The organism is Ruegeria sp. CDSA241 (assembly GCF_059611265.1).
On record NZ_JBXWPF010000004.1, the window covers coordinates 32027 to 56560 of the forward strand.

20 protein-coding genes are annotated in these 24534 nt (G+C 56.5%); 12 read left to right on the forward strand and 8 right to left on the reverse strand.

The features are described from left to right. Nucleotides 1-48: 48 nt before the first annotated feature. Nucleotides 49-1434 (reverse strand): M20/M25/M40 family metallo-hydrolase, encoded by a 1386-nt coding sequence (locus AC2FJV_RS04870; RefSeq protein WP_496712873.1) that lies wholly within the window; start codon nt 1432-1434, stop codon nt 49-51. A 324-nt stretch (nt 1435-1758) separates the two neighbouring features. Here AC2FJV_RS04870 and hemA point away from each other — a divergent pair, with 324 nt between their 5' ends. The 4 genes from hemA (at nt 1759) to AC2FJV_RS04890 (ending at nt 7241) form a co-directional block, all read left to right on the forward strand. Further along, complete coding sequence (hemA, locus tag AC2FJV_RS04875) at nt 1759-2982, forward strand: 5-aminolevulinate synthase (RefSeq protein WP_496693409.1); 1224 nt, start codon at nt 1759-1761, stop codon at nt 2980-2982. Between the two features lie 128 nt (nt 2983-3110). Further along, nucleotides 3111-4322, forward strand: a complete 1212-nt coding sequence (locus AC2FJV_RS04880; RefSeq protein WP_142633252.1) for a helix-turn-helix domain-containing protein — start codon at nt 3111-3113, stop codon at nt 4320-4322. Between the two features lie 70 nt (nt 4323-4392). Further along, nucleotides 4393-5514: a flavodoxin-dependent (E)-4-hydroxy-3-methylbut-2-enyl-diphosphate synthase gene (ispG, locus tag AC2FJV_RS04885; protein ID WP_496688384.1), complete on the forward strand. Its 1122-nt coding sequence runs from the start codon at nt 4393-4395 to the stop codon at nt 5512-5514. A 305-nt stretch (nt 5515-5819) separates the two neighbouring features. Further along, the gene (locus tag AC2FJV_RS04890) at nt 5820-7241 is read left to right on the forward strand and encodes a pectate lyase family protein (protein WP_496712875.1); all 1422 of its coding nucleotides are present in this window, start codon (nt 5820-5822) and stop codon (nt 7239-7241) included. 39 nt (nt 7242-7280) lie between these two features. Here the strand turns inward: AC2FJV_RS04890 and AC2FJV_RS04895 are convergent, their stop codons facing one another. Beyond that, a complete protein-coding gene (locus AC2FJV_RS04895) occupies nt 7281-8039 on the reverse strand; it encodes a DsbA family protein (protein WP_271947549.1) in 759 nt (252 codons plus the stop codon). Continuing rightward, on the reverse strand, nt 8036-9418 hold the full coding sequence (locus tag AC2FJV_RS04900; RefSeq protein ID WP_496712878.1) for a M48 family metalloprotease: 1383 nt from the start codon (nt 9416-9418) through the stop codon (nt 8036-8038). Before AC2FJV_RS04900 ends, AC2FJV_RS04895 begins: the two co-directional genes overlap by 4 nt. On the opposite strand from AC2FJV_RS04900, the gene AC2FJV_RS04905 reads away from it, so the two are divergent. The 3 genes from AC2FJV_RS04905 (at nt 9417) to AC2FJV_RS04915 (ending at nt 14452) form a co-directional block, all read left to right on the forward strand. After that, a complete protein-coding gene (locus tag AC2FJV_RS04905) occupies nt 9417-10580 on the forward strand; it encodes a pyridoxal phosphate-dependent aminotransferase (RefSeq protein ID WP_496712989.1) in 1164 nt (387 codons plus the stop codon). The two genes, AC2FJV_RS04900 and AC2FJV_RS04905, sit on opposite strands and share 2 nt — an antisense overlap. Before the next feature lie 66 nt (nt 10581-10646). Next, nucleotides 10647-11867 carry an N-acetylmuramoyl-L-alanine amidase gene (locus tag AC2FJV_RS04910; RefSeq protein WP_142633265.1) on the forward strand — a complete coding sequence of 407 codons (1221 nt, stop codon included), beginning with the start codon at nt 10647-10649 and terminating at the stop codon, nt 11865-11867. A gap of 95 nt (nt 11868-11962) precedes the next feature. Continuing rightward, a complete protein-coding gene (locus AC2FJV_RS04915; protein WP_281971944.1) occupies nt 11963-14452 on the forward strand; it encodes a penicillin-binding protein 1A in 2490 nt (829 codons plus the stop codon). Here AC2FJV_RS04915 and AC2FJV_RS04920 read toward each other — a convergent pair. Next, nucleotides 14446-15279 carry an aminoglycoside phosphotransferase family protein gene (locus tag AC2FJV_RS04920; protein WP_496712880.1) on the reverse strand — a complete coding sequence of 278 codons (834 nt, stop codon included), beginning with the start codon at nt 15277-15279 and terminating at the stop codon, nt 14446-14448. The genes AC2FJV_RS04915 and AC2FJV_RS04920 overlap by 7 nt on opposite strands. Nucleotides 15280-15356: 77 nt before the next feature. Between AC2FJV_RS04920 and prfB the strand changes: the two genes are divergently transcribed. The 4 genes from prfB (at nt 15357) to AC2FJV_RS04940 (ending at nt 19490) form a co-directional block, all read left to right on the forward strand. Then, nucleotides 15357-16484, forward strand: a complete 1128-nt coding sequence (gene prfB, locus AC2FJV_RS04925; RefSeq protein WP_142633271.1) for a peptide chain release factor 2 — start codon at nt 15357-15359, stop codon at nt 16482-16484. A gap of 23 nt (nt 16485-16507) precedes the next feature. Further along, on the forward strand, nt 16508-17191 hold the full coding sequence (locus AC2FJV_RS04930) for a M50 family metallopeptidase (RefSeq protein WP_496712882.1): 684 nt from the start codon (nt 16508-16510) through the stop codon (nt 17189-17191). 95 nt (nt 17192-17286) lie between these two features. Continuing rightward, the gene (locus AC2FJV_RS04935; protein ID WP_496712884.1) at nt 17287-18681 is read left to right on the forward strand and encodes an amidase; all 1395 of its coding nucleotides are present in this window, start codon (nt 17287-17289) and stop codon (nt 18679-18681) included. A gap of 29 nt (nt 18682-18710) precedes the next feature. Next, a complete protein-coding gene (locus tag AC2FJV_RS04940) occupies nt 18711-19490 on the forward strand; it encodes a DUF2189 domain-containing protein (RefSeq protein ID WP_496712886.1) in 780 nt (259 codons plus the stop codon). Between the two features lie 16 nt (nt 19491-19506). Here the strand turns inward: AC2FJV_RS04940 and AC2FJV_RS04945 are convergent, their stop codons facing one another. From AC2FJV_RS04945 to AC2FJV_RS04960, 4 genes are all read right to left on the reverse strand, one after another. Beyond that, nucleotides 19507-20349, reverse strand: coding sequence for a helix-turn-helix domain-containing protein (locus tag AC2FJV_RS04945; RefSeq protein ID WP_342781989.1), 843 nt, complete (start codon nt 20347-20349; stop codon nt 19507-19509). 186 nt (nt 20350-20535) lie between these two features. Beyond that, nucleotides 20536-21096, reverse strand: a complete 561-nt coding sequence (gene ilvN / locus AC2FJV_RS04950; RefSeq protein ID WP_142633282.1) for an acetolactate synthase small subunit — start codon at nt 21094-21096, stop codon at nt 20536-20538. Nucleotides 21097-21102: 6 nt separating this feature from the next. Further along, entirely contained in the window at nt 21103-21495 is a 393-nt protein-coding gene (locus AC2FJV_RS04955; RefSeq protein WP_142633284.1) for a hypothetical protein, read from the reverse strand. Between the two features lie 8 nt (nt 21496-21503). Continuing rightward, nucleotides 21504-23255 (reverse strand): acetolactate synthase 3 large subunit, encoded by a 1752-nt coding sequence (locus AC2FJV_RS04960; RefSeq protein ID WP_496688368.1) that lies wholly within the window; start codon nt 23253-23255, stop codon nt 21504-21506. A gap of 422 nt (nt 23256-23677) precedes the next feature. Here AC2FJV_RS04960 and AC2FJV_RS04965 point away from each other — a divergent pair, with 422 nt between their 5' ends. Next, nucleotides 23678-24523 carry a HalD/BesD family halogenase gene (locus tag AC2FJV_RS04965; protein WP_142633288.1) on the forward strand — a complete coding sequence of 282 codons (846 nt, stop codon included), beginning with the start codon at nt 23678-23680 and terminating at the stop codon, nt 24521-24523. Nucleotides 24524-24534: the final 11 nt, after the last annotated feature.

The following is a 24534-nucleotide window of genomic DNA, read 5'->3' on the forward strand; positions in this document are numbered from 1 at the left end:
TGAAGCAGCGAGCCAAGCTTCATCTGGCCTTTTGATTCCCGGATTTGCTTATCGGGTCAGCGCGTCGAGAATGCGTGCCCAGGACCGGATGCCCTTGTGAAAGCTTTTGACGTCATATTTCTCATTCGGTGAGTGAATGGCGTCGTCATCATTGGCAAAGCCCACCAGCATGGAATCCATGCCCAGCTCCGTGTTGAAATAGCCGACCACAGGGATCGATCCGCCCATTCCGGTAAAGACAGCCTCGCGCCCCCATTCATCGGACAATGCGCCTCGGGCGGCTTCGAATTCGGGGCGGTTGATATTCATGACGGATGCGGGCGAGCCTTCAAGATCGTTGTCCCACTGTACTTTCGCGTCGGGTGACAGGCGGTCTTCTACATGCTTGCGAATCTGGTCGCGCAAGGCGTCAGGGTTCATGTCACCCACCAGACGGCAGGTGATCTTGCAATGCGCCTGTGAGGGAATGACCGTCTTCGAACCGGCGCCGTTATAACCGCCCCAAAGCCCGTTTACCTCAAGCGTCGGGCGCGCCCATTGTTGCTGCAATGTCGAATATCCTTTTTCGCCATGTGGCTGAGAATACCCCACCGAGTTCAGATAATCCGCCTCATCGAACCCGCAGTTTTCCCATTGGCGCAACTGTTCGGCCGGGACCTCATGAACCCCGTCATAAAAGCCGTCGACAGCGACGCGACCGGTTTCGTCGTCATAGAACGAGGCGACAATCTTGGAGAGCTCTCGCAGCGGGTTTAGCCCCGGTCCGCCGTAATGGCCCGAGTGCAGGTCGATCCGCGGACCGATGATGGTGAATTCGTCCTTGAGCATCCCGCGCAGCTGAGACGCGATTGATGGCACCCCACGCGACACCATCGAAGTGTCGCATACCAATGCCAGATCCGCTTTCAACTCGGCCACGTTTTCACGCAGGAACGGGACCAGCGACGGCGAACCGGATTCTTCTTCGCCTTCGAAGAAGAAGGTGATGCGGCAGGGCAGGGTGCCATGGACGGCCTTCCATGCGCGGCACGCTTCGACGAAGGTCATCAACTGTCCCTTATCGTCCGAAGAGCCCCGACCCCGGATAACTGGCCCATTTTCGGTTTCTTCAATGGCCGGATCGAACGGATCCCGGTTCCACTGGTTCAGCGGGTCAACGGGTTGCACGTCATAATGGCCATAGAACAGAACATGGGGCGCGCTGTTGTCCTCACCTATATGCCCGACCACCATGGGATGTCCGGCGGTTTCACGTTTTTCAGCCTGAATTCCTATGTTTTTCAGGTCAGATACCAGCCAGTCAGCTGCCTGGTTGACCTGTTGGTCAAAGGCCGGATCGGTGGAAATTGACGGAATGCGGAGCAGTTCCATCAGGCGGTCGATTGAGGTTGGCAAATCGGCGTCGATGCGGTTCAGAACAGCGTCCAGCGACATAAGAGGGCTCCTGCTTGATTTGGATTTTCCGGAACCCTATCAGCGCCACTTTTGCCGTCTAGCCCGCAAGGACAGGAATCTGGTATAATATCGGAAACCCGGATGAGATAATGTGCTGTGCCTGCGTCGTTTCCTCGCGTCCAGGGGGCGTAACTTTACTTGTCGGTCAGGGTCAGAGCGGATATTTGATGCAAATCAAATAAGCGTTCACTGTGCTTGCGGTATCAAGCAGGCAGTGGGAAATGCTCTGGTGCAGATTCGTATCCTGCGCAGAAGAAGACGTTCGGTCGCCGTAATATCGGTCGGGCAACTAAGGAGAAACCGGTGGATTATACTGCTCAGCTTGATTCAGCGATCGCAAGGCTGCATGACGAAGGACGGTACCGGACCTTCATTGATATCGAACGTCGCAATGGTCATTTCCCGCATGCGGTGCGCACGCGCCTCGATGGATCGCAGCAAGATATCACCGTCTGGTGCGGCAACGACTATCTTGGCATGGGGCAACACCCTGTGGTGCTGGAGGCGATGCACGAGGCCGTGGATGCCGCAGGCGCCGGATCAGGTGGAACCCGCAACATTTCGGGCACCACGGTTTACCACAAACGGCTTGAGGCCGAGCTGGCCGATCTGCACGGCAAAGAAGCTGCGTTGCTGTTCACCAGCGCCTATATCGCAAATGACGCGACACTCAGCACTTTGCCGAAACTGTTTCCTGGTCTGATCATTTATTCTGACGCATTGAACCATGCTTCGATGATCGAAGGGGTGCGCCGCAACGGCGGGTCCAAGCGCATCTTCCGCCACAATGACGTCGCCCATCTGCGCGAACTGCTTGAAGCGGATGATCCCGCAACGCCCAAACTGATCGCTTTTGAGTCGGTGTATTCGATGGACGGCGATTTTGGCCCGATTGAAGAGATATGTGATCTGGCCGATGAATTTGGTGCGCTGACCTATATTGATGAGGTCCACGCCGTTGGCATGTACGGACCGCGCGGCGGTGGCGTGACCGAGCGTGATCGTCTTGCCCATCGGATCGACATCATCAACGGCACATTGGCCAAAGCCTATGGCGTCATGGGGGGCTATATCGCGGCCAGCACTAAAATGTGTGACGCTGTGCGGTCTTATGCTCCGGGCTTCATCTTTACGACGTCCCTGCCACCTGCCGTTGCTGCGGGTGCCGCAGCTTCGGTTGCCTACCTCAAAACTGCGTCCGAATTGCGAGAGCAGCATCAGACGCAAGCAAAGATCCTCAAGCTTCGGCTCAAGGGGATGGGCCTGCCACTGATTGATCACGGCAGCCACATTGTGCCCGTGATTGTCGGCAACCCCGTGCACACGAAGAAACTCAGCGATATGCTGCTGGATGACTATGGAATCTACGTTCAGCCCATCAATTTCCCCACTGTTCCGCGTGGAACAGAACGCCTGCGTTTCACACCGTCCCCGGTTCATGGACCTGGCGAAATGAACCGTTTGATCCAGGCGATGGACGAACTTTGGTCACATTGTGCGCTAAATCGCGCCGAACTTGCCGGTTAACCTAACGCTAAAGTGTGCAATTCGTATGCCGCGTGCTAAAATTACGCTAACAAAACTACGGCGCGAATCATTCTTTTAATGATTCGACCACGGCGTGAAACACGCACAGGCAGAATGGGGCAGCAGGGATGATTGGGCGCAGATCACAGCGCGGATCCGAAGGCGACACTGACGTCAGGCCCAAGGGCTTTGACGACTATGAGGTGCGGCTGGGTGACATGATGCGTGGTGAACGCGCAACAATGGGCAAATCCCTACTGGATGTGCAGCGCGAACTGCGGATCAAAGCCAACTACATTGCAGCCATAGAAGATGCCGACCCGGACGCCTTCGATACGCCCGGATTTATCGCTGGGTATGTGCGCTCTTACGCCCGCTATCTGGGGATGAACCCCGACGAAACTTTCTTTGCGTTTTGTAAGGAAAGCGGGTTTGAGGTCGCACATGGCATGTCGGCCGAGGCGTCGGTGGTTCGAAAGACCTCGGGCAGCTTGCCGGCTCGCGGTCCGATGGGGCGCGATCCGTTTATCTCGCCAAACACTCCCTATATTCCCGGACGGGAATCGTTGGTCAGCCAGATCGAGCCGCGTGCCATCGGGTCGTCTCTGGTTCTGTTGGCTGTGATCGGCGGTATTGGATATGGCGGATGGTCCGTCCTGAACCGGATTCAGCAAGTGCAGGTAAGCCCGGTTGAACAGGCTCCGGTTGTCTTGTCTGATTTGGACCCGCTTGAGGCGGCGCGTGGCACCACCGAAGATCAAGTCGCGCTGATCGACACCCCCTCGGCTGAGGCTCTGGATAGGCTGTATCGCCCACAGGCCCTGGATTTGCCGGTGCTCGTTGCCCGTGATGCACCAATTTCTACACTGGACCCGCGTACCGTTGGCACCTTCCAGCCGCCTGAGCCGCCCAAGGTTGAGGTTGCCGAAGTCCATACGGTTCTTCGCCCGGCATTGCCGCAGGTGGTTGAACAGATTGATACGACCCTGAAAATCGTCGCCGTTGATCCGGCGTGGATGCGGGTCACCGCTGCGGATGGAAGTATCATCTTCGAGGGTACGCTTGGAACCGTCGAACAGGGCAGTACATTCGAGGTACCGCTGACAGAAGAACCGCCTAACCTACGTGCAGGTGCCGCCGGATCTGTCTATTTCTCGATGAATGGTGACCATTTCGGCCCGGTCGGAGCACCAGGAACTGTCGCTAAAGGTGTCGTACTGTCCAAGGATGCGGTTTCCGAACGCTATACGGTAGCTGATCTTGAGGCCGAGCAAAACGTCGCCCTCAAGCAACTGGTGGCGGAACTTCAGGCGCAAAGCTCTGCCGCACCGACAGAATGATCTGGCCATTGCAGTGGCCAGTTAGGCTGACTATTTAAAGACCAACTCAGACAGTCTTGGACCCGTCCACATGTCCCTTAATCACGTGCGCCCATGGCGCAATATCTACCGCCGCAAATCTCGTCAGATCATGGTTGGAAACGTCCCCGTCGGAGGTGACGCTCCGATTGCGGTGCAGACGATGACCAACACGCTGACGACGGATGTGGCGGCGACTGTGGCTCAGGTGCAGGCCGCCGCAGAGGCGGGTGCGGATATCGTGCGCGTTTCGGTCCCGGATGAGGCCTCGTCCAAGGCGCTGAAAGAGATCGTGCGCGAATGTCCGGTACCTATCGTGGCGGATATCCACTTTCACTATCGCCGTGGGATCGAGGCTGCCGAGGCAGGCGCAGCATGCTTGCGGATCAACCCTGGCAACATTGGCAATGAAAGTCGGGTGAAAGAGGTCATTCAGGCCGCGCGTGACCATAATTGCTCGATCCGGATCGGGGTGAATGCGGGAAGCTTGGAAAAGCATCTGCTCGAGAAATACGGCGAGCCTTGCCCCGAAGCGATGGTTGAAAGCGGGCTAGAGCATATCCGTATTCTTCAGGACAACGATTTCCACGAATTCAAGATCAGCGTGAAAGCCAGCGATGTCTTCCTGTCGGCAGCTGCCTATCAGGGCATCGCCGAGGCCACGGACGCCCCCATCCATCTGGGTATTACCGAGGCCGGAGGACTGGTTTCGGGCACCATCAAATCGGCGATTGGTCTGGGCAATCTATTGTGGATGGGCATTGGCGACACGATCCGCGTCAGCCTGTCTGCGGATCCTGTCGAAGAGGTCAAGGTAGGGTTCGAGATCCTGAAATCTCTGGGCTTGCGCCATCGCGGGGTTAATATCATCTCATGCCCCTCTTGTGCGCGGCAGGGGTTCGATGTGATCAAAACAGTCGAGGCGTTGGAACAGCGTCTTGAACATATCAAAACACCAATGAGCCTTTCAATCATCGGCTGTGTCGTGAACGGCCCGGGCGAAGCGCTGATGACCGATGTCGGCTTTACCGGCGGCGGCGCCGGATCGGGTATGGTGTATCTGGCGGGCAAGGCCAGCCACAAGATGTCCAACGATCAGATGGTCGACCACATTGTTGAAGAGGTCGAGAAGAAGGCCGCTGAATTGGACGCTGCGCAGGAAGCCGCTGAGTAATTTTCCAGCTTGATTGGCCGTTGAATGACCAGTTCGGCAGGCATGCAGGGTCAATTCATCGGGCCTGCACGTTATTGGCCGCGTGTATCTGGTGGACCCCAATCCCAGACACCTCATTGAAAACGCGACGATGTTGGTCCACATTATTGTGAGGAATGAGATTTTCATTCCCGCTTAGATTTGTTGTTTTTGTTTCATGGGTTTCTTAGTCGTATGCCAGTAAGCGATCGTTTGAAGATTAGATTGTCTCCTGCCTCTTCGGCCCTCGGTCTTTGCGGTCTGGACTCTAACAGGGGGCTTATGCAATGCGCCGTAACTTGAAAGCCTTCGGCCTGGGTGCAGTGATCGCCGGGTGTTCGGGTTTCACGGTGGCAGATAGCGTAGTGGCCGATCAGCCCGCATTTCCCGGTGCGGTGGGATATGGGCAGAACGCTACGGGTTGGCGTGGCGGCGAAGTGTTTCATATCACAACCCTGGACGATACCGGCCCGGGCAGCCTGCGTGAGTGCGTCGAAAATGACGGCTCCGGACGGGTTTGCGTTTTCGATATTTCAGGGACGATCACTGTAGACACCCAGATGAAAGTGGCTTCGAACACCTATATCTCCGGACAGACCGCGCCGGGACAGGGGGTGCAGATCAAACTTGGCAAGGTTCTGGATTCACCCCTGATGATTTTTGAGGCGCAGGACGTTTTGCTGCGGAACCTCAAATTTCGGCCTGGACCCAGTTACAAGCCCTCGTCGAACGTGGACGGGCTTTCCATAGAGAGCAGTTCGAATATCTACGTTGACCGTGTCTCGATCCAATTTGCCACGGATGAGAATCTGGGCGTTGGAACGGAAAACCTGCCAAGCGAAGATATCACGATAGCCCGCAGCATCTCAGCCCTGGCTCTGGATAAGTCCACCCATACAAAGGGAAAGCATTCAAAAGGGGCTCTGCTGTGTTCCGATGATGGAACGGCAAGGCAATGTGGGCGGGTCACCCTGTATCAAAACCTGTTTGCCCATAACCGCGACAGAAATCCAGACATCCAGTCGTCACCATCTGGGCAAGTCGACATTATTAACAACGTATTCTACGACGCGACCTCGCAATTCGGTGAGTTCTGGAACCATTACGGCGACACATGGATCGCCTATGTGGGAAACGTGGTCCTGCCGGGCCCCAGTACACGGAACAGGCCGCCCCCTGCCGCATTCGAGGTGTTCCCTTATGGCGCGGACAAAGGGTTCAGCATCTCGGTTTTCGAACAAGATAACCTGCATCTGGACAGCCGTATTGAGCTGCTATGCGACAGATCAGTGAAGGGCAAGATTGCGGATGATGCGGCGGTCGAATTCCTAGTGGCTGAACCTCACCAGCCGCTGTCGGTTGAACCTGCCGAGGTGAGCACGACATACGAAACCGTTCTTGGAACCGTGGGGGCCCGGCACGGGGATGACCAAGCTTTGGACAGTCTGGATGCGATGGTGATCGAAAACGTCCGCGGCTGTGATGGACATCGGATAAACGATCCGGGCGAGGTGGGCGGTTGGCCGGATTTGCCCATTGTTCACGCGGCAGTTGATACTGACCGGGACGGAATGTCTGATACTTGGGAAACAGGGCGGACTGGCCTGGACCCGAATGATCCCTCAGATGTCTGGGCGGACCGGGACGGCGATGGCTGGTCTAATCTAGAGGAATATCTAAGCCACCTTGCTGGCGACCCGATGCCCTGACGGAATGGCCGGCTCCTGTTGCGGAACCGGCCTGCCAAATCAGCCTTGCTCGGCGCGAACGGCATTCGCAATTTGCTGCATCTGATCTGCTTTCAGGTACCCGCGCAGCATTTCGGTGCCCAGCACAAACGAAGGCGTGCCCGAAATCTGCATCCGCTGCGCCAATTCACGGGTCTTTTGGATTTCCTCGGTGACCTGTTCGCTGTCCATTGCCGCCAGAATCGCGTCACTGTCTAAACCCAGCCCGTCCGAGATACGGCGCAAAGTAACCGGCGACGGTTCCCCGGTGAATTCGAGCAGGGCATCGTGAACCTGTTTATAGGCATCGTCCCCGGCAACATGTTTGGCGGCAACGGCAAAGCGGGATGAGATCATCGACGCGTCTCCGAGGATCGGAAACTCTTTGATCACAAGCCGAATATTGCCATCCTCGGCCAGCAGGCTGGCCACTTCGGGAACCGCACGGCGGCAATATCCGCAGCGATAGTCCATGAATTCGACCAGAGTAATATCTCCGTCCGGATTGCCGCCCACCCAGCTGTACCCGTCGTTGAAAAGCTCATCAGCATTGCTGGCGACAAGCTCTTTATCCGCCTGCGCTTCTTCCACGGCGTTGCGTTGTTCCAGAATGTTGATCGCTTCGATGATGACTTCGGGGTTTTCTAGGAGGTATTCGCGTACCTGCTCTCCGAATTGTTGTTTTTCGGCGTCGGTCAGCTGGCTCAGGTCCAGGGCCTGCGCCGATCCTGCGATCAGGGAAAGCCCCAGAAGGGCTGGTGCAGCGTGTCTGAGGATCATTTCCGTTTCCTTTTCGAATTACTCTTGTTTGCTTGTTCAAACGCAATCAACACATCTTGGGCCCGTTGCCAACCCGGTGATCCGACCGGCAACTGCGCAACCGCGCGTTTCGCGTGAATACCGGCGTCATCCAAACGGCCCTGCAGGGCATATCTTTCGGCTGTAACCGCCGATGCCATGCCAGTATTGCCTGTTTTGGCATAAGCTGCACCCAGGTCTTGCATCAATCTTGCGTTACGAAAATCTCTGGCCCGTGCTTTTTCAAGAATGGCCAAGGCTTCCAATGTCTTACCTTGAACCAACAGGGACCGCCCGAATCCGGCTAGGATAAGTGGGTTATTCGGCGCCAATTCAACGGCTTTGCCATATGCTGCTACCGCATCAGCCACTTGACGGTTTTCAAGCATGATCTGGCCTTTGAGGTCATAGTAATAGGGGTCATTGGGCCGGATTGCCAAAGCACCATCAATCGCAGCGCGCGCTTTGGTCAGATCACGGTTTTGATGGTGGGCTGCTGCCTCGCGCATCAGTCGTATGTCCTGGGCGGATTCTTCTTTGGCGCGCCGCATCGTCCATGTGGGCGAGCGGATGAAGGCCGAAAGCTTACCTTTCGCCCTTGCGAACCAGTAATCGGCATTCTGGCTGGGTTTGGCTTTATCGCCGAACTCTTCCAGAAACGCCTCGGCGGCGCGCAGCCTCTCGCGGCTGGTGGGGTGTGATCGCATGTATGGGTCCTGGTTGACCGTGTTTAACAGCTCTTGCCCCGCGAATTTACGGTGCAGAGACACCATGCCACTGGGCGAGATGCCGGCCCAACGTAAATAGCTTGCTGCGCTGCGATCCGCCGAGGACTCTTCAGCGCGGGTGTGGCCAAGAAAGCTGCGCAGGGCTGCCGAATTAGTACCGGCTGCAATTCCGAATGCGGCCTCGCCGCCGCCAGCAGCTGCAGCAATCAGTGCCAAAGCCGTCCCAAGCCCGGCTTTTTGCCGTGCTGCATTCAGGTTTTCGTAACGGCGCGATAAGTGCCCGTTGGCGATATGGGCCGCCTCATGTGCGATAACCGCTTGCAACATCTCGGGGCTTTCAACTGAAAGAATTAGCCCATAGTTCAGATAGATCGCATTGTAATCCAGAACGAAGGCATTGAACGTGCTGTCATTGACCACCAGTATCTGGACCCGGTTGGTATTCAGACCGGCGGCGCGCAGAACGGGAAAGGCCAACTCTCGCAGACCGTGTTCAATATCTGGATCACGGATCAGGCTTTGGGCCTGAACAGCGCCTACGAGCCAAGTCACTGCAAACAGCAACAGGGCTGGGATTGACGCCAGCCTGGATACGCGTTCAAAAGCCATGATTGCAACATGGGAGATGGCCATGCGAAACTCAACCCGGTCCGGGGTCGATCCGTTCATCGTGATGGACGTGATGGAGGCTGCCCGCAAAGCCGAAGAAGCTGGCCGCCACATCATCCACATGGAGGTCGGCCAGCCTGGAACCGGCGCACCCAAAGGGGCGACCGAGGCATTGGCTAAGGCAATGGAGCAAGGCCCGCTGGGATATACCGTTGCATTGGGTCTGCCAGCACTGCGCCGCCGGATCGCGCAGATGTATGGCGAGTGGTATAATGTCGATCTCAATCCCGAACGGGTGGTGGTAACCCCCGGTTCGTCAGGCGGATTTCTGCTGGCGTTCACCGCGCTGTTCGACAGCGGGGATCGCGTGGGTATTGGGGCCCCCGGCTATCCGTCATATCGGCAGATATTGCGGGCCCTGGGGCTGGTCGCGGTTGATCTGCCCACCGCTCCGGAACACCGCCTGCAGCCGGTGCCAGCCGATTTCGCAGGGCTAAATTTGCAGGGACTGATGGTGGCCTCGCCCGCCAACCCGACAGGCACCATGCTGGATCGCTCCGCAATGGGGACGCTGATCGAGGCCGCTCAGGGGCAGGGTGCGTCTTTCATCAGTGATGAGATTTACCACGGTCTGGAATACGAAGCCAAAGCCGTCACCGCGCTGGAGCTGACAGATGAGTGCTATGTGATCAACTCATTCTCCAAGTATTTCTCTATGACAGGTTGGCGCGTTGGCTGGATGGTTGTGCCTGAGGATCATGTGCGCGCCGTTGAGCGGATTGCGCAGAACATGTTTATCTGCGCGCCTCACGCCAGCCAGGTGGCAGCGCTGGCGGCGATGGATTGTGATGAGGAATTGCAGGCCAATCTTAATGTCTATCGGCGGAACCGGGCGCTGATGCTGGACGGTCTGCCCAAAGCCGGTTTCACCAATATCGCGCCACCTGATGGGGCATTCTATGTCTACGCCGATGTGTCTGACCTGACCGACGACAGCCGTGCCTTTGCGGCTGAGATTTTGGATAAGGTCGGCGTGGCGGTCACTCCGGGGCTGGATTTCGATCCTCAGCGCGGGCACGGCACCATCCGTTTTTCCTATGCACGTTCGACTGGGGATATCGAAGAGGGGCTGCGGCGGCTTCAGCGTTTCATGGCTGATCGGGGCTTGATTTCTGCCCAAGCCTAAAGCGTTCACATCCAAGTGCGGGTCGGGTAGGCTGCGCTTCAATCGATCTCGGGAAAACTTGAGGCCATGAGCAGAATTATCTACGCCATCGCGCTGATCTGGGCGCTAGGCAGTACCGCCGTTGCGCAGGATTTCAGCGCACTCGCCCGTGTTTTGCCAGACCAAAGTTCGATTGTTGATGACGGGCGGTCCGGTGTAAGCATCCAGCTTGGGCTTAGCCAGGGGGTGCCTTATCGCGTTTTTACCCTGCGCGACCCGTATCGGATGATCCTGGATTTCCAGGAGGTAGACTGGACCGGTCTTGATCGTGACCGCTTTCTACAGACTGGTCGTATCAGTGGTGTGCAGTTCGGCTCTTACGTACCGGGCTGGTCCCGCATGGTGCTAGAGTTGGGCGCGCCTCTGATGGTCGAGACGGCGGATATGCGAGTGGACTCTGCGACTGGGGCCGCGCATTTGACGCTTGGGCTGCAAGGGACAGATTTCGACAGTTTCGCAGCCAGCGCTGGCACGCCCCGGCAAACCGGCTGGGATTTGCCGGAACCGGCGGTAACATCTGTCACGCCTAGGGGGCAGGGCAACGGAACTTTGCGTGTCATGTTGGATCCCGGGCATGGAGGAATTGATCCCGGCGCCGAAGTTGACGGTGATGATGAGAAAACGCTGATGCTGACCTTTGCCCGAGAGCTGCGCGAGATGCTATTGCGCACGGGCGGATACGAGGTTGAGATGACGCGGACCGATGATCAGTTCGTTTCTCTTGAACGTCGTATTGCATTGGCACACCGTGCAGGTGCAGATGTGTTCATCTCTATACATGCCGACATTCTGACAGAAGGGCGGGCTCATGGCGCGGCCGTTTATACGCTGTCTCAAGATGCCTCGGATGTAGCAAGCCACAAACTGGCCGAGCGGCACGACCGCAGTGATTTGATTTCGGGCGTCGATCTGAGCGGTGCGGATGATCAGGTTGCAGATGTTCTGCTGGACCTTGCGCGTCAGGAAACCAGGCCGCGTACGGATGCGTTGGCACAAATGCTGGCGAATGGAATGACGCAACAGGGCGGTCCGATGAACAACAAGCCAATTCGCACCGCCTCATTTTCGGTTCTGAAGGCAGCGGATATTCCTTCCGTTCTGATTGAGCTTGGCTTCCTTTCCAGCCCTAGAGATTTGAAAAATATACGAAATCAGGAGTGGCGCATGGGAATGGCGCGCGGTATTCGGGATGGGCTAGAGAAATGGCGCCAGGACGATATGGTAAAACGATCCCTGATTGGACAGTGACCCCGTGGCGCAAACCGGCTATTATTGGCCATGGTGTTTTGACCCTGCACAGGTGCGACACTATATAGGCGGCACCGCGAGCAAAAGGCAGTAACGTGATCCGTTTCATTCTTTCGATTTTCGGGGCGATATTCAGCCTCGTGACCTTGGGTATTTTTATGGCTGCGCTGGTTATCGGCGCGGTGTTCTGGATGTATGGGCGCGACCTGCCCAGTCACGAATCCCTGGCGCAGTACAAACCGCCCACGATCAGCCGGATTTATTCTGGCGAGGGTCAGCTGATCGACGAATTTGCGCAGGAACGCCGTCTGTTCACCCCGTCAGAAGAAATCCCCGAACTGGTTAAGCAGGCCTTTATTTCGGCCGAAGACAAGAATTTCTATAACCATAAGGGCTATGATCCGCGCGGGATTATTGCCGCTGGTGTCGAGGCAGTGAAGTCCAAGGGCGAGAATGTACGGGGTGCATCGACGATCACACAGCAGGTAATGAAGAACTTCCTGTTGTCGGGGGACCGTCGGGCCGAGCGCAAGATCAAAGAGATCATCCTGGCCACACGGCTTGAGAATACGCTGGATAAGGAACAGATCCTAGAACTGTACATGAACGAGATTTTTCTGGGCCAGAACTCGTATGGTGTAACCGCAGCAGCGCAAACCTATTTCAACAAGACCCTTCAGGAATTGGCTCCGCATGAGGCCGCCACTTTGGCGGCTATGCCCAAGGCGCCGTCGGATTATCACCCGGTTCGGCAGAAAGAACGCCTTGTGAACCGGCGCAATTACGTGCTGCGCGAGATGAACCAAAACGGTTATATCGACACGGCGACCTATGAGGCCGAGGTCGAGATGCCTTTGCGGTCTGTCCAGAATGGTGATTTCGAAAGTTTCCGCACCGCCTTACCGCCGCGGGATTACTTCACCGACGAAATCCGCCGCCAGCTGAGCGAAGATTTCGGCGAGGGCGAGTTCTTTACAGGTGGTTTTACTGTCCGCGCCTCTGTGGACGAGGAAATGCAAGTCAAAGCCGCGCACGCCCTGCGCGAGGCGCTGCAGAAATACGACCGGTCTCGTGGAAAATGGCACGGGACCGACGAAGTGATCGCCGAAGAAATACTGGCGGATGAGGTGCAGTGGCGTGAGACCTTGGCGATTCTGGAAATCCCCCGTGATGTGGTTCTGCCTACGCAGTGGTATCCCGCCGTAGTACTGGATGTCGGTGAGCAGGCCCTGACCGTCGGCATTGAAAATGGTCCGGCTGACGGCATCATCCCGCGCTCGGACATCAAGTGGATGCAGGGCAGCTTCTTCGACAACTTCAAACGCGGTGACGTCATTCTGGTGATGGCCGGGGAAGAAGGCCAATGGTCCGCCCGTCAGGTCCCCGAGGTTCAGGGCGGCTTTGTTGCGATGGATGTGAACTCGGGCCGAGTTTTGGCGATGCAGGGCGGATTCTCGTATCAGGATTCTGTGTTCAACCGTGCCACGCAGGCGCAGCGTCAACCCGGGTCAAGCTTTAAGCCTTTCGTCTATGCCGCTGCGTTGGACAGCGGGTATAGCCCTGCGACCATTGTGGTCGACGCTCCGATCGAAGTGAACACACCGCAGGGCCTGTGGCGACCCAAGAATTCGACCAACAAATTCTACGGGCCGACGCCATTGCGTACCGGGATTGAACAGTCGCGGAACCTGATGACTATCCGTCTGGCGCAAGAAGTCACGATGCCCGTGGTTGCCGGATACGCGGAACGCTTTGGCGTTTATGACCGGATGGGTGCTTTCCTGGCCAACTCGCTGGGGTCCGAAGAGACGACGCTGTACAAGATGGTTGCGGCCTATGCGATGTTCGCAAATGGCGGCGAGCGGGTTGAACCCACTCTGGTTGACCGTATTCAGGATCGGTTCGGCAAGACAATCTATCGCCACGATGACCGCCAGTGCCTGGATTGTAATTCGGCCTGGCTGGAACCTGATGAATCCCCCACGATCGAGACAAACCGCAGTCAGGTCATGGATGCGATTACCGCCTATCAGCTGACGTCGATGATGAAAGGTGTCGTAGATCGCGGCACGGCATCCAGCGTTATCAATCTGCCTGTGCCGACCGCAGGTAAGACCGGGACAACCAATGAATCCAAAGACGCCTGGTTCATCGGCTTTACTTCGAACATCGTTGCTGGCTGCTATATCGGCTACGACCGTCCGCGCCCGATGGGCCGGGGCGCGTATGGCGGCACTTTGTGCGGTCCCGTGTTCCAAAGCTTCATGGAGACAGCTGTCGAGAAATACGGCGGAGGTCCGTTCGAGGTGCCACCGGGTGGTCACTTTATCAAAATTGACCGATTCAGCGGTGCACGCTTGCCATCTGATGCGTCCGGAGACTTTGTCGTGGCCGAGTATTTCCGCGATGGCGCCGACGGCTTTATCGACCGCATCTATGACGGTGGATTTGCGATGGGTTCCGACCTGCCGCTGTTTGAAGAGGTCAACAGCTCGGGCCGTCAGGTGACCACCTCGACCGGCGACACCATCACTGTGGGTCCCAATGCCAGCCAAGGCGATTTGCAGGGCGGCGGGCTTTACTGATCCGCCGCGCGCAACAACAGATTCAAGAGCGTCGCCTCGGGCGCAGCTGAAACTATCCCATGGCCGCGCCACATGATGGATAGCGCACATTTTGCAGCGGCCCATTGGGCAAGACGTTTCCGCGACACACCTAACGCTCCGGAGTAAAGCTGGAGGCAGCGTTCGATCTGGTCGCGGCTGCGAACCAGATCGGGCATACCTTTGGGATGCCGCAGTGCGTTTGCAAGTTCAAAAGCAGGATCGCCCAGATACCCCTTTGCATCAATTATCCGTGCCCCTGAAGGCGTTTGAATTACGTTATCGGTGTGAAGGTCACCATGCAGCGGCACCACCTGCGGTTGGCTCGTCAGAAGGTTTGATGCCAGTTCCGTTGCGCGGATCACATCGCGTTGTAGTGCATCAGGGCAATCGCGGGCAAACGTGCAATCAAACAGTGGATTGAATACCTCGTGCAATGGTCGCAGCTCGTCGAACGCAACCGTGGGCTTTTGGTGAAGGCGGTGGGCCATCTCCGAGAAAACCTGCAGCGCGCTTTCAGCGTTTCCGTCACGCGCGATGTCACCCAGTGTCGGACCCTCCAACCACTCCATCAATACGGCTTTGCCCGCTTCGGCATAAATGGCAACCGCGCCACGATCCTGCCAAAGCGACAAAAGCCTGGTCGAAGCAGCTTCGTTCCCGCGATCTGCGCGGTGGTATAACTTTAGCGCGGCCGACCCATAATCCCGCGCGTGAACTTTCCAGACTAACGCATGCTGGGCTTCGGCGATCAGAGTGGCACGGCATAATCCCCAGCAATCCATGATATCACCCGGAACGATATGCATTCAGGTCTCCGCTGTCTTGTGGTGGCCCCACGCTCTTGCTATCACGCAGGCCTGATTGAGCAAGTTGGGACGTAACCATGCGCGCCGAAACCCAGAATACCGTGGCGGAAATTGAAAAGTCGCTAGAGCTGCTGGCGCAGCGCATGGACTATGAAACCGCACCCCATCGCCTTGAGGAATTCAATGCCCGGGTTGAGGATCCCAACCTGTGGGACAACCCCGAGAATGCGCAAAAACTGATGCGCGAGCGGCAGATGCTGGTCGATGCTATTGAAATCTATGAATCCATCAAAACCGACCTCAGCGACAATATGGAATTGATCGAACTGGGCGAGATGGAAGAGGACGAAGAGGTCGTCACCGACGCTGAAGAGGCGATCAGAAAGCTAAAAGCCAAAGCCGCCAAGAAAGAGCTTGAGGCGCTGCTGGACGGAGAGGCCGACGGCAACGACACCTTCCTCGAGATCAATTCGGGCGCAGGCGGCACCGAAAGCTGCGACTGGGCTTCGATGCTAGCGCGGATGTATGTCCGCTGGGCCGAGAAAAAGGGCTATACGGTCGAGCTGCAATCCGAGACCTCGGGCGAAGAGGCGGGTATTAAATCCGCGGCGTACAAAATTTCTGGCCACAACGCCTATGGCTGGCTGAAATCGGAAAGCGGCGTGCATCGGCTGGTGCGAATTTCACCTTATGACTCGGCGGCCAAACGGCATACCTCGTTCAGTTCGGTCTGGGTTTACCCGGTGGTGGACGACAATATCGAGATCGAGGTCAACCCGTCCGAGATTCGCATCGACACCTACCGGTCCTCGGGGGCAGGAGGCCAGCACGTGAACACCACGGACTCGGCCGTGCGGATCACGCATATCCCGACCGGGATCGTTGTTACATCATCCGTGAAATCCCAGCACCAGAACCGTGATATTGCGATGAAAGCACTGAAATCTCGCCTGTACCAGCAAGAGCTGGACCGCCGCAATGCTGACATCAACGCAGCCCACGAGGCCAAGGGCGATGCGGGCTGGGGCAACCAGATCCGGTCGTATGTTCTGCAGCCTTACCAAATGGTGAAGGACCTGAGGACCAACCATGAAACCTCGGATACCAAGGGGGTTTTGGATGGGGATCTTGACGGGTTCATGGCCGCCACGCTGGCCTTGAACGTGGCCGGAAAAAGCCGTTCCGAAGCGCAGGGCGAAGGCTGATAGCAGCGCGTTCGATGCCCATGATGAAGCTGATTAAAGGACATTGGCAACTGATTGCGCTTGTCGCTTTGGTGTTTGTGTTCTGGTCTACGCCGATTGTGGTGCCTCTGAAGATACTCATCGTTTTCCTGCACGAGCTGTCGCACGCGATAACCGTCGTCCTAACCGGTGGTTCGGTCGAGAGCTTCTCGATCTCACCGCAGCAGGGTGGTCTTGTCACAGCGCGTGGTGGGCAAAGATTCTTCAGCCTGTCCGCCGGTTATCTCGGGTCGCTGGCGCTAGGGATGGGGTTGTTGCTGATAGCATTGCGCACGCATTGGGACCGGGCGGTGCTGGGTGGATTTGGCGGCGTGATGCTGTTGGTAACAGCGCTTTATGTTCGCGATCCCTTTGCCATGGCGTTTTGTGCAGGTGTTGGGGCGGTAATGATCGGCATGGCGTTCTATCTAAGTCGGCCGATCTGTGATCTGGCTTTACGCGTGATCGGGCTGACCAGCGTGATCTATGTGCCTTATGATATCTTTGATGACACGATCCGGCGCTCGGGTGTCCGCTCGGATGCCTACATGCTGGCCCAAGAATTCGGCGGCACGACCATGATGTGGGGCGGCATCTGGCTTGTGTTAAGCGTCCTTTCCATCCTTTTGTGCGTAAAACACTTTCTTGGGCACGACAGCAATTTGCATTTTGAGTCTCGATCCAAGTGACTTCGGGTGGTCTTTGCTAAAAAAGATGCATTCAAACTGAGGGTTTAAATGAGGATACGCTCCGGCTAGGCTGACCAAAAAGGTGGAGCCCAGGGATGGATCTAGGCCAAATAACAGCTGCCGAATTGTTGAGTGCATTGTCCTCTGGGCGTTTATCGGCGGCTGAGCTGATGCAACTGACGCTAGAGCGGATCGCCGCAGTGAACGAGCGCCTGAATGCAATCGTGGCAATGCGTGATCCTGATGATTTGATGGCCGAGGCCCGTGCTGTTGATGCCGGACCAAACCGTGGTCCGCTGCATGGTCTGCCGATTGCCGTCAAAGACTTGGTGAATGTTGCGGGCGTCGTTTCGTCCCAAGGATCACCAATCCTGAATGGGTTCATTCCGGAAACAGACGATCTGTTAGCCCAGCGGATGAAAGAGGCCGGGGCAATCCTGATCGGTAAAACCAATACCCCGGAATTCGGGTTGGGCTCACATACGTTCAATCCAGTATATGGCGTGACATGCAATCCATATGACCCCGAGCGTACTTGCGGCGGTTCATCCGGTGGAGCAGCGGTCGCGCTGGCGTCTGGCATGGTGGCGCTGGCCGATGGGTCTGACATGATGGGCAGCCTGCGCAACCCTGCGGCATGGAACAACGTCTATGGCTTCAGGCCCAGTTGGGGACGGGTGCCAAACGAACCCGACGGTGACGGGTACTTGCACCAGCTTTCTACATTGGGCCCGATGGCGCGGAGCCCCGAAGATATTGGTCTATTGCTTGATGTGATCAGCGGCACTCATCCGTCTCAACCTTTGGGTCATCCGGGGGAAACCGTGTCTCCGGTCCAACCCGCAGATCTGACCGGAATGCGTATCGGGTGGTTGGATGACTGGGGCGGAGCCTTTCCATTCGAACCTGGTATCCGCGAGATTTGCCGTGACGCGCTCGAGGTGTTCACTCAACTCGGGGCCAAGGTCGAACCCCTCACACCACCCTTTGACGCAGACCAGATGTGGAATAGCTGGATTACATTGCGTTCGTGGAGCGTGGCGGCCGGTCTTGCGTCTCTGACAGAACACCGCGCGTCACTGAAGGATACTGCGCAATGGGAACTGGACCGTGGTCTGGCGCTGACAGCGATGCAGGTCCATCGTGCCAGTGTTGTGCGAACCGAGTGGTTCCGACGTGCGACCGAAGTTTTCCAGGACTATGATGCGCTTATCCTGCCGTCGGCCCAGGTCTGGCCATTCGACTTGCAGCTTGCATTTCCCACCGAAATCAACGGCACCCGGATGGATACCTATCACCGTTGGATGCAGGTCGTGGTGCCGGTCAGCCTGATCGGACTGCCTTGCCTCTCGGTTCCTGTTGGATTTGGATCCGAAGGCTTGCCGATGGGAATGCAGATCTTTGGTCCGCGCGGAGCGGACTCTCGCATTTTGTCCATCGGATCTGCTTATCATTCTGCCACCAGTTGGCCGCAAAAACGACCCGCCTGAAAATCGACCGGATACGAAGGATAAAAGCCATGGACAAACAGTTTGGTGTTCCGAACATGGGGCGGGTAGATGTCGAAATGCTGCACGAGGCCCTAAGGCGAGGCTGGAGCGATTTTCGCCGCGCTCCGCTTTTTGGGCTGCTCTTTTCCGGGTTCTATGTATTGATAGGCTGGCTGATGGTTTGGGTCACTCTCACGACCGGAACGACCTATTGGCTGATTTTGGCCGCAATCGGTTTCCCGATGCTGGGCCCCTTTGCCATGGTGGGGCTGTATGAGGTATCGCGGCGCATTCAAGAGGGTGAAGGTTTGGATTCTCGGGCCATATTTGGCGTAATCCTGAGTCAAAGCCGCCGTCAGTTACCTTCGATCTGCGCCATCATCGTTGTGATGTTTCTGTTCTGGTTCTTTCTTGGCCACATGATCTTTGCCCTTTTTATGGGGCTATCGACCATGACCAATGTGTCTTCGTCCCTTGAGGTGTTCCTTACATCAAACGGGTTGACGATGTTGGCGGTTGGAACAGCTGTTGGCGCGATTTTTGTGACCATCCTCTACATGATCACGGTGCTTTCAATTCCGATGCTTTTGGACCGAGAGCTGGATTTTGTGACCGCAATGATTGCCAGCTATAGCTATGTGGCCGCAAACCGCAGATTGATGCTGGGGTGGGGCGCGCTGATTGCGGTTCTGACGTTTGCCGCAATGATTCCCTGGTTTTTCGGCTTGTTGATCGTACTGCCGCTATTGGGGCACGCCAGTTGGCACCTATACTGGCTGATCTCTCAGGGCGGGGAAATCGCGGGTTAACACACCAGGATCGTTGTCAAGCGCGGGCCATGACTTCTGGTCGGCGTGCAATGCGCGCGGCGGCCAGGACTGTCGAGGTGTCGTCCCCTAAATGTCTGAGCAATATCCGCCGTGTCGTCGTTGCTGTAGCTGTAGTTTTTGACAGGCAAATTGCGACACCGCGCCAACAGTTTGTTTGATTTTCAATTCCACGTGTAACCAGATAGATCCTACTTTTCTGAGACGCACGACAGGACATGAGCATATAAATCTGCCGCCCGGCACAAGCCACGATACCCTGGACTTCGCGCTCTGCGACTGATGCTCCGGGTGTCTCGGAAATTGGTTCAAACCCTCTCACCAAAGTACATTGCGGTAACCTTCGGGCGTGAAAAAGCCTGTGCCTCAGGGGTTTTGTGCCATCAAGTTCTGTCTCGGTCGCATAATAGAACCCGCCGGGAAACAGAATTTCAGTCAAGGTGGCTGGGGTGGATCCTAGAAACTCAGTCAGGGCGACGGCAGCCGGGTGCTTGGACGGTTGGTCAATCTGATCCAAGGGATGGAGCAAAATCCGAGCATCAACATCAAAAAAGCGGCATATTCGGTCAAGGACATCGGGTCGGGGAAAGCTTTCGCCGCCAAGATAGCGATTGAACTGAGTTCGGTTCACTCCAAGCTGGCGGCACAGCTCGGAAACTGAATTATATTGTCCAGCAAGAGTTCTCAGATTGGCGCCGAACATCCTGCGTAGGTCGTCGGGGCTGCGGCTGTCGTTCGTCATTTTCGTCCCGGTACTTGTGTGTATTCCGAATAACCGCGACACAACTGGCCAACAAACCAGGCGCTGTCTGAAATCGTACAGATGACCCAGCGGACGCATCCCAACGCCGCGCTACCCTTGAAGGCTAACGCGATGATGCACAGACGCAATAGGTTAATTCTGATTTAGCTTAAACTTTTTAGGCAAATGTGACGTTGATGTTCACGTTTGGCGTATTGTGATCTTGCAAATTGGGTATTGCCGATACCCCGCCGCCAACTGGATGCGCCGGCGGGGCAGTTTTGGTCAATCGCCGCGCAACAGGGCTGCAACGCCGGTCCGGGCGATTTCGATCAGACCCAGTGGGCGCATGAGATCGGCAAAGGCGTCGATCTTGTCAGGTGCGCCAGTGATCTCAAAAATGAACGAATTCAACGTGCTGTCCACGACATTGGCACGGAAAATATCGGCCAGACGCAGCGCCTCGACCCGCTTGTCGCCGTCGCCGACCACCTTGATGATGGCCAATTCCCGCTCGACCGACGCGCCTTCGACCGTCAGGTCATGCACGTCGCGTACCGATACGATCCGGCCCAGCTGCGCCTTGATCTGTTCGATCACCTGCGGGGTGCCGGTGGTGACGATGGTGATGCGGCTGAGGTGGCCGGTATGGTCCACCTCGGCGACGGTCAGGCTTTCGATGTTATAACCACGGCCCGAGAACAGGCCGATGACGCGGGCTAGAACCCCCGGTTCATTCTCGACCAGAACTGCGATGGTATGGCGTTCCTGTACGTCGGAAAACGTGGGTCGTAGGTTATAGGCCGAATGGCGGGTGGAGCCTTTTTTGATATGTAGGGCAGACATGCTGAGCTAGTCCTCTTCGTAGCGAAGGTTCGATACACCTTCGGCATTCTCCAGAATTTTCCAAATTGCGCCACGCAATGCATCCACCTTGGGGGCTGCGTGGTATTTCTTGAACATCTTTCTCACATGCTCGGTCTTTGGTGAGAACTGAACCAGATGGCCATCACCATAGTTTGAGCAGCCGAAAACCAGGGCAAACGGCTCGTCGTGATCAATTTCGTGATACCATCCCCAGTCCTCGGCACAGGCGAAGGAAACCTCAAACCCGGATGCGGCAAGCTCTTCACTCAGAAAGATGCTGAGTTCCTTGCCAAACACATCCGGATTGATGAAATCATCAGCTTCTTCGTTCAACTCGTCCGGCGTAGGCTGGAAGCGCGTTGCGTCAAAACTGATCATCTGCGCTGTCATACCAGAACCGAACCTTTGCTATCGATCACGCCCTGCGTCTCGGCCTCGCCCAGCAGCATCTCGTTATGGGCCTTGCCCGACGGGATCATGGGGAAGCAGTTCTCGTGCTTTTCGACCAGACAGTCGAAGATCACGGGGCCGTCATAGTTGATCATCTCCATGATCGCATCGTCCAGATCGGCGGGGTCAGAACACAAGATACCCTTGGCGCCAAACGCCTCGGCGAGCTTGACGAAATCAGGCAGCGCTTCGGACCAGGAATGCGAATACCGTTCGCCATGCAGCAGTTCCTGCCACTGGCGCACCATGCCCAAGCGTTCGTTGTTCAGGATGAACTGTTTCACCGGCAGGCGATACTGCGTAGCGGTGCCCATTTCCTGCATGTTCATCAGCCACGAGGCCTCACCGGCCACGTTGATCACCAGCGCGTCGGGATGTGCCATCTGAACACCGATCGAGGCCGGGAACCCGTAACCCATCGTGCCCAGACCACCTGAGGTCATCCAGCGGTTGGGATCTTCGAAGCCAAGGTATTGAGCGGCCCACATCTGGTGTTGGCCAACCTCGGTCGTGATGTAACGGTCATGTTTTTTGGTCAGTTCTTCAAGGCGTTGCAGCGCGTATTGCGGTTTGATGGTCTTTTCGCTGTTGGTATAGGCCAGGCAGTTCACCTTGCGCCATTCGCCGATCTGTTCCTGCCATTTCGCAATAGCTGCGGTGTTGGTCTTGCGACCGCGCGATTTCCAGACCTTGAGGATGTCCTCAAGCACGTGGGCCACATCGCCAACAATCGGGATATCAACGCGGATCACCTTGTTGATCGAAGACGGGTCGATGTCGATATGCGCTTTTTTGGAATCGGGCGAGAACGCGTCGATCCGACCAGTGATGCGGTCATCAAAACGAGCGCCGATATTGATCATCAGATCGCAATCATGCATCGCCAGATTGGCCTCATACAACCCGTGCATGCCCAGCATGCCCAGCCAATTCCTGCCAGACGCCGGATAGGCGCCCAGGCCCATCAAGGTCGAAGTGATCGGGAAATCTGTTGCGTCTACCAGTTCCCGCAGCAACTGGCTGGCTGCCGGGCCCGAATTGATGACGCCGCCGCCGGTGTAAAACACTGGTTTTTTCGCGGTCTCAATCGCAGCAACCAGCTCGGTGATCTCTTCCAGATCACCTTTCAGGACAGGTTGATAGTGTGAGGTAGATGGTTTCGGTGCGCTGTATTCTCCGGATGCAAACTGAACGTCCTTGGGAATGTCGATCAGGACCGGGCCAGGACGGCCCGAGGTGGCGACATGGAACGCCTCGTGCAAGGTATCGGACAGCGAATTCGTGTCCTTTACCAGCCAGTTATGTTTGGTGCAGGGGCGTGTGATGCCAATGGTATCAGCCTCCTGAAAGGCGTCCGAGCCGATCATGAAGGTCGGAACCTGTCCGGTCAGAACAACAATCGGGATCGAGTCCAGAAGCGCATCGGTCAGCCCGGTCACCGCATTGGTAGCGCCGGGGCCCGAGGTCACAAGCGCAACGCCGGGCTTGCCGGTCGAGCGGGCATAGCCTTCGGCGGCGTGAACCGCACCCTGTTCGTGACGCACCAGAATGTGGCGAATGTCGTTTTGCAGAAAGATCTCATCATAGATCGGTAGCACGGCGCCACCGGGGTATCCGAATACCGTGTCCACGCCCTGATCCTTGAGGGCCTGAACTACCATCTTTGCGCCGGTCATCTCACGTGTCATCTGCTTTGCTCCGTTCGCGACATGTGTCTTGCGTTTCGCATAAAAAAAGCCCCCGAGATTTTCGGAGGCGCATGGGTTCGATTATGGTTTACCGTTACCGGCCCATGCGCGTGGTTCCTACGATTACGACTAGCGTTCTCATCGCCAGAGGCTCCTTTTTGCGTGGGTTGGACATTATGGGCGGTGGAAAGGGGCGTCAACAGGCAATTGCACCAATTTTCTAACTTCTGGGTGGTATTTTGCGACATTTTATTGCGCATTTTGACGCATGTTCGGAACTTTCGGGATTTTCGGCCCTTTGCAATGCTTGGCGAGTGGCACGGAAGTGTCGAAATGCGTCATGCCGATGTCCGAAACGGGCATGATCGTGATTTTAGGCTGAGTCACGCTGGACTTAATTGCAGTGGCGAGGGAGGCCGAACATGTTGCAGGATCTGGTTGATCTCGGGCGATACCCGATAGACCGCCCCGGTTCATGGGCATATGAGCAGCTGATAGGTGATCTGAGGCGCGAGCTGGATCGGGACGGCTGTGCTGTTCTTCCAGGTTTCGTACACGAGGATGGCGTGGCGCGTTTGCTGAAAGAAGCCGATAAGACTGCCGTTGGTGCACATAGGTCATTTAGCCGAACGAATCCGTATTTCACCAAAGACGACCCGGCATTGGCGCCAAGCCATCCGGTGCGTCGATTTTATGATCGGTCGAATGCCTTTGTGCCAGCGGACAGTTTTTCCAAATCCGGACCGCTGCGACGTATTTATGAGTTCGCTGGTTTTTTACCTTTCATTCGAACGGCATTGAACGAGTCCGAAGACCGGTTCTTTCGCTACGATGATCCTTTGGCTGATGTCATCATCAACGTGGTCGAAGAAGGGCAGGGGTTTCCCTGGCATTTTGACACCAACAACTACACCGTGACGCTGGCCATTCAGAATGGAGAATTCGGTGGTGAATTCGAATATGCCCCCAACCTGCGAAGCGCCGAGGATGAGAATTTCGCGGCTGTTTCTGCGGTTCTGGGCGGTGATCGGACACGGGTGCACCAGTTGGTGTTGAACCCAGGGGATCTGCAGATTTTCAAAGGGCGCTATTCCTTGCACCGGGTCGCTCCCGTGAAAGGAGAGCGCAGACGATATGTCGGGATCTTTTCTTTTGTCGAAACCGAAGGCATGTGCGGTGGGGTGGAACGGACCCGTCAGTTATATGGGCGTGTTCTTCAGCATCACCATGACAAGGAAGGAGTCCGGCGCGACGCCCTTCTGGATTGACGGTAACTAAG